This is a genomic window from Clostridium tarantellae (genome assembly GCF_009295725.1).
GTDB lineage: Bacteria > Bacillota > Clostridia > Clostridiales > Clostridiaceae > Sarcina > Sarcina tarantellae.
In genome coordinates this window covers 1-5,264 of record NZ_WHJC01000236.1, presented here as the reverse complement: position 1 = coordinate 5,264, position 5,264 = coordinate 1, and the positions used below count along the sequence as shown (strand labels likewise).

The following is a 5,264-nucleotide window of genomic DNA, read 5'->3' as shown; positions in this document are numbered from 1 at the left end:
GATATATAAAATAAAATTTATAAATTTTCTATGCTAAAATGAAAATTCTTTAAAAAAATAAACACCAAACCATATATTTAGATATTTTTATCTTCTAAAAAATAGTTTGGTGAATAATTCGGGTTAATAATTAAAAAATTGAATTTTTTTATAATTATTATAATATTTCAAATGATATTGATTGATAAAATAAATAAGATAATTACTAACATATGACCAATAGACTAATTTAATAATATAAAAAAACAATATATAGAATAGAGGCTTCAAAATGGATAAATTAATATTGAATAATATGAAAACTATTATGAGTAAATATAATATAAAAAATAAAAAAGAAGTAAATTTAAAAAATTTAAATCTTGATAATTTCTATTTAAGTATTATTCCAGATGATTGTTTAGAAATAGCATGTGATTATATTTTGCAAGATTTTAAAAGTGCAAATGAATCAAACTACGAATTTTTTGAAGATAATAATATATGGTGGATTTTTGCTGAAACAGGTTCAGGAGATAGTTGGGCAATGAAAATAGATCATGAAAATGAAATTGCATTTATTGACCATGACCAAGAAAATGAATTTAAACCACATTTATTACATATAAATTTTGAAAAATGGCTTCAACTTGCTGATTTAAATAGACAATTTGAAGAATTAAATGGATATGAAATATCTTTATCCAAAGAATTTATGAAGAAATTAGAATTAATATCTAAAGGATTAAGCGAAATATATCCGTATAGCATTGATTAAATAATAATTAATTTTTAGGCGTATTTTCCCTAAATATATATTTATATACTTTCTTTGGAAATAGGGAAAAAAGCCTTTAAAATGTAATTTATTTATATCTTATGTCGTAAAATGTTTATGAAAAGTAACACTTAGTATTATAACTAATTTAATATATTGAATTAATTCTTCTCCTGTTTTAGAATATGGATTTTTATAAATATATCGTTGTATTTTTTCTATTTCTTTATCGTTCATATATTATATTTCCTTTATCATAAGTGTAAATTTTTTTAAAAATTATTTATGTTATTAATTTCTTTAAAATAAAATTATATTATAACTTAAAAATCTAAGGTTTTATAATGTATTAATTAACATAAAATAACGACTTGTGCTAGTTATTTTTAAAAATGGTTTTTTATGTGTTATATTATAATTAATGTTATATAACATTAATTATAATCAAGGTGGTGATTTAATTGTTTAAATCTATTTCTTTAATTTTTATTGTTATTGGAATTGTATCGACTTCAATTATTACAGTTGATATTTTAAAACATCCACAAAAAGATATGCCTGTTATGAATTTGGTTTGGCCTATTAATGGTCTATGGGCTGGTCTATTGGGTCTATGGGCATATTTCACTATTGGAAAATATAGAAAAATGAACATGTCTAATATGATGAATTCAATGGATATGAAACACATGAATATGTCTTCTAAGTCTAAATCAAAGTATTCTAGTTTTTGGCAAGGCGTTGTAGTAGATACTTTACATTGTGGAGCTGGCTGTTCTTTAGCTGATTTAATTGGATCATGGCTTTTTTTAATTTTTCCTTTTAAAATTTTTAACAACCTTACTTTTGGAGAGTGGACATTAGAATACTGTTTAGCTTTATTAACTGGAGTTACTTTTCAATATGCAGCTATTGCTCCTATGATGAAAGAAAAAGGACTTAAAACTTGGTTGAAAGCTTTAAAAATAGATTTTCTTTCTCTTACTTCTTGGCAAATAGGTATGTATGGTTGGATGGCTTTAGTTACTTTTGTTTTATTTGGACCTTTATCTCCAACTACACCACAATTTTGGTTTATGATGCAAATAGCTATGTTTTGTGGATTTATAACTGCGTATCCTGTAAATTGGTGGTTGGTTAAAAGTGGAATTAAAGTAGGAATGTAAGCTTATAATTGGAACAAGTCAAGTTAAATAGTCTTTAATTGATTATAACTTTTTTAAGATTTTATTGTTATTTATGCATATGATAAAGCTAAGTCAAGAAATATAGTAAAAAATTTCTTAATTTAGCTTTATTATATGAATTTATTTTGAAAAATAAAAAGAGCGAGCATTCAATGTACTCGCTTTTCTAAGTTTTTCAATATTTTCAATAGGTAAACCTGTTTTTAAAGATATTGTCTCATTATGGGGTCGATTCCATAGTCATCACGCTAATAAAACCTAAATTTCCTTTGCTTAGCTTTCTTAGTTTTACATTTTCATTATCTCTTCTACGCTCATATTTAACTTCAATTATAATATCATATAATTCTCTCCATCATAGTTGTCAATTAATCCAATTATCTTATTTAGATAATTTTCTTTTCCTTTATTATCTTTTTCATTAGCAAACCAAACATTAGCTTGTCCAAAACCATATGAAGGACCATTTCTTTTAGCAACTCTTGGAACCCACCACATTGTTCTTCTACTTCTTATGTTAGTTGGTAATAATACACAATATTCTGCTTTAGCTAAAATATTATACGCTTGTATAGACTCACTACCAATTTCTACTTCTTGATAATATCTATATACTGTTGCATTTTTATACCATCCAACTACTGATGTAAAGTCATTTGAAGGACATTTAGCACACCATATAACTAATACATTATCTATAGATTCAATAGTTTTATTTATACCACTATCTATTTTTTCAATATGAAGCTGATTTCTAGCATTTCCATTAGTTGACTTTGTTTCAAAAAAACCTAAACAATATTCACTACTTTCATCATCAACAGTAAAATGTCTAGGTAAAAAATTACTAGCTTCATGTGCATTCTTAGTATGTTCAACATAACTTCCACCATTTACAGGTTTATCATTAGGAGTAATTCCTTGATATTTATCCATCCATGCTATATTACAAAATAAAATTCTTCTCATAATCGTTTCTCCCCTATTAAATAAATTCTATAGATTCTTTACTTTCTTTTAACACATAGATTCAACAGACTTAGTATCTAAACTAGAATAAGCTTAAGATATAACTCCATAAAGTCCTATAGACCCATTTAAGTACTAGCTAAACTAATAAAGAAAGTAAATAGTAAAAATACTAAGTCTCCTCCAGAAAGAGAGTAACCACTAAAGTGGTACTCCACACATTTATAAAGACGACGTTTCGTGATACCTTTTAATTGTTTTATTTGTCGTTCTTCATTTTGGTCCTTAGAACTTACTCTTACATATCCTATTTTTCTCAAATGTCATCCTCCATTTTGGTATAATTAATTGAAACAAATCATCAAAATTATTTCTTAAAGGGTAAAATCCGCAAAAATAGGATGCTACCCCTACATAAATCTTCACCAGAAAATATACTAAATGCCATAAACTTTTCAGCAGATATTTTCCCTTTCCTTTTTGTAAATTTTGATTTTTTACTAAGATTATCTATAAAATCTGAAGAAAATAATTCTTTAGATTTTTCTATCAAATATTTTAATTTTTCATGCATAAAAAATAAATTTCCTTTATTTAGATATAACCAAATAAAGGAAATTTATGTATTTCTTAGCCTGATGGCTATGTGGTTTCCCCCGTATTATATAAATTTTATTCAGTTAGATCATTACGGGTATAAACATTATACCCCTCATAATAGTAACTTGCATCTATTCCTTTCATATAAACCTCTCTATCGTTTATATCATCCGTAAGAGCTTCTTTTAGTAAGTATTTTATTTCTAAATCCTTAATAGGACTTCGCTCCATTGCTAAGAGATAATCGTTTTTATCAACTTTACTCCAGTCTACCACTTTTTTAAGGTTCTGCTTTAGTATTAAATCAAGCCAAATTCTTGTACTACGTCCATTCCCTTCTCTAAATGGGTGTGCAATATTCATTTCTACATACTTCTCAATAATTTCATTAAAAGTTGTTTGTGGCATTTTATCTATGTTTTTCAACGATACGTCTAAATACATAAGTGGTGCAAAACGGAAACTTCCTTTTGCTATATTCACGGTTCTTACTTCTCCAGCAAAGTGATAAATATCATTAAATAAATAGTTGTGTATTTTAGAAAGTGCCGAAAATGTTCCGACTTCAAGTGTATCAAGTATGCCTTTTTCAAATAGCTCATAGGCTTTTTTCTTACTTATACGTTCTTCTGCTAATGCAAGCTCTGATTCTGTTTTAATCCCTAATTTATTTTCTAGCATATTATCCTCTCCTTTTCTTATTTTCTAAATAGCCTTGTCATTGACACTCCCACAGCTAAAGCAATTCTTATATCATCTATAATTATAGTCAATTTAAATCCTCCAAATATCAAAAATATAATTTATTCAAAAACCATTTGCAAGGCTTCAATTACTAATTTTTCAATTTTAACATTATCACGCTCAGCCTTTTGATCTATAATTTCATATAGTTCATTTGGTATTCTTACTCCATTTAAAGGTTTAGTAGTTGTCTTTCTTTTTTCTTTATACTCTCTTCCTTTTTTATAAATTTTTCGTACTTCTGGAACATCAGTATCTTTTATCTGAACTAGATATTCCTTTGCTTCTTCTTCACTTTTAAAACTTTTATAAATTGCAGGATAACCTTTAACTAACTTTTCACATTCAGTCCAAGAAGTAAGTATTTTATTCTTTACTCCTTTACCATCTTTTATTGCATACCATTTCTTACTTTTACTCTTAGCCATTACCATCATCCCTATCTATAATTAATATCTTACTTCTTTTTATTACCTTTCTCTATAAGACGAGTAATATCTCTATGTTTTTTACTATCTTCTGTTATAAGCTCTTGTGTAACATTTATTACTAAAACTGGTTTACAAGTAATTTTATTATTTCTATGTTTTACTTTTGCAAAAACAATATCACCTTTTTCTACAACTTCACCAGGCTTTAAAGCTTTCTTACCTATAGTCCATGTATAAGGTTCTGGGTTTATAACCATCATCTTATTTTCATCTATTTTAAAATGCATAGCTACTACTAAAGTTCTATATTGCTTATCATCCATAATCAAATCTCCTCTACTTAAGTTATTGTTATATATTATTAATACTAAAAATTAAGCTTAAAAGGAAGTTATTTTCTAAACTTAATAAGTTTTCGTTACTTGACACTTGCTTTCAAAGTAGTCTTATGTTAGGCATGGTAGGGGAACTTGAGAAAATAACAAAGTTTTACCTACTGTGACAAACGCAAAAAAGCCACCTACAATTAAGTAGATGGTGTTCGATAAGCGTTTGTCACAATAGATATAACTTATA

9 protein-coding genes are annotated in these 5,264 nt (G+C 26.3%); 2 read left to right on the top strand and 7 right to left on the bottom strand.

What is annotated here, in order from left to right:
* The first annotated feature begins 271 nt into the window (after positions 1-271).
* A complete protein-coding gene (locus GBZ86_RS12305) occupies positions 272-757 on the top strand; it encodes a hypothetical protein (protein ID WP_152891080.1) in 486 nt (161 codons plus the stop codon).
* A 99-nt stretch (positions 758-856) separates the two neighbouring features.
* On the opposite strand, the gene GBZ86_RS17260 is transcribed toward GBZ86_RS12305, so the two are convergent.
* Positions 857-994, bottom strand: coding sequence for a hypothetical protein (locus tag GBZ86_RS17260; protein ID WP_170272239.1), 138 nt, complete (start codon positions 992-994; stop codon positions 857-859).
* A gap of 224 nt (positions 995-1,218) precedes the next feature.
* Here GBZ86_RS17260 and GBZ86_RS12300 point away from each other — a divergent pair, with 224 nt between their 5' ends.
* Entirely contained in the window at positions 1,219-1,923 is a 705-nt protein-coding gene (locus GBZ86_RS12300) for a DUF4396 domain-containing protein (RefSeq protein WP_207707450.1), read from the top strand.
* A 351-nt stretch (positions 1,924-2,274) separates the two neighbouring features.
* Here the strand turns inward: GBZ86_RS12300 and GBZ86_RS12295 are convergent, their stop codons facing one another.
* From GBZ86_RS12295 to GBZ86_RS12270, 6 genes are all read right to left on the bottom strand, one after another.
* Positions 2,275-2,913, bottom strand: coding sequence for a hypothetical protein (locus GBZ86_RS12295; RefSeq protein WP_152891078.1), 639 nt, complete (start codon positions 2,911-2,913; stop codon positions 2,275-2,277).
* A gap of 128 nt (positions 2,914-3,041) precedes the next feature.
* The gene (locus GBZ86_RS12290; protein ID WP_152891076.1) at positions 3,042-3,233 is read right to left on the bottom strand and encodes a recombinase family protein; all 192 of its coding nucleotides are present in this window, start codon (positions 3,231-3,233) and stop codon (positions 3,042-3,044) included.
* A 47-nt stretch (positions 3,234-3,280) separates the two neighbouring features.
* Positions 3,281-3,487 carry a hypothetical protein gene (locus GBZ86_RS12285; protein ID WP_152891074.1) on the bottom strand — a complete coding sequence of 69 codons (207 nt, stop codon included), beginning with the start codon at positions 3,485-3,487 and terminating at the stop codon, positions 3,281-3,283.
* A 98-nt stretch (positions 3,488-3,585) separates the two neighbouring features.
* Positions 3,586-4,194 (bottom strand): protein adenylyltransferase Fic, encoded by a 609-nt coding sequence (gene fic / locus GBZ86_RS12280; protein WP_152891072.1) that lies wholly within the window; start codon positions 4,192-4,194, stop codon positions 3,586-3,588.
* A gap of 122 nt (positions 4,195-4,316) precedes the next feature.
* Positions 4,317-4,685, bottom strand: coding sequence for an RNase H1/viroplasmin domain-containing protein (locus tag GBZ86_RS12275; protein ID WP_152891071.1), 369 nt, complete (start codon positions 4,683-4,685; stop codon positions 4,317-4,319).
* Between the two features lie 29 nt (positions 4,686-4,714).
* Positions 4,715-5,011, bottom strand: coding sequence for a DUF5839 family protein (locus GBZ86_RS12270; protein ID WP_152891069.1), 297 nt, complete (start codon positions 5,009-5,011; stop codon positions 4,715-4,717).
* Positions 5,012-5,264 lie beyond the last annotated feature (253 nt).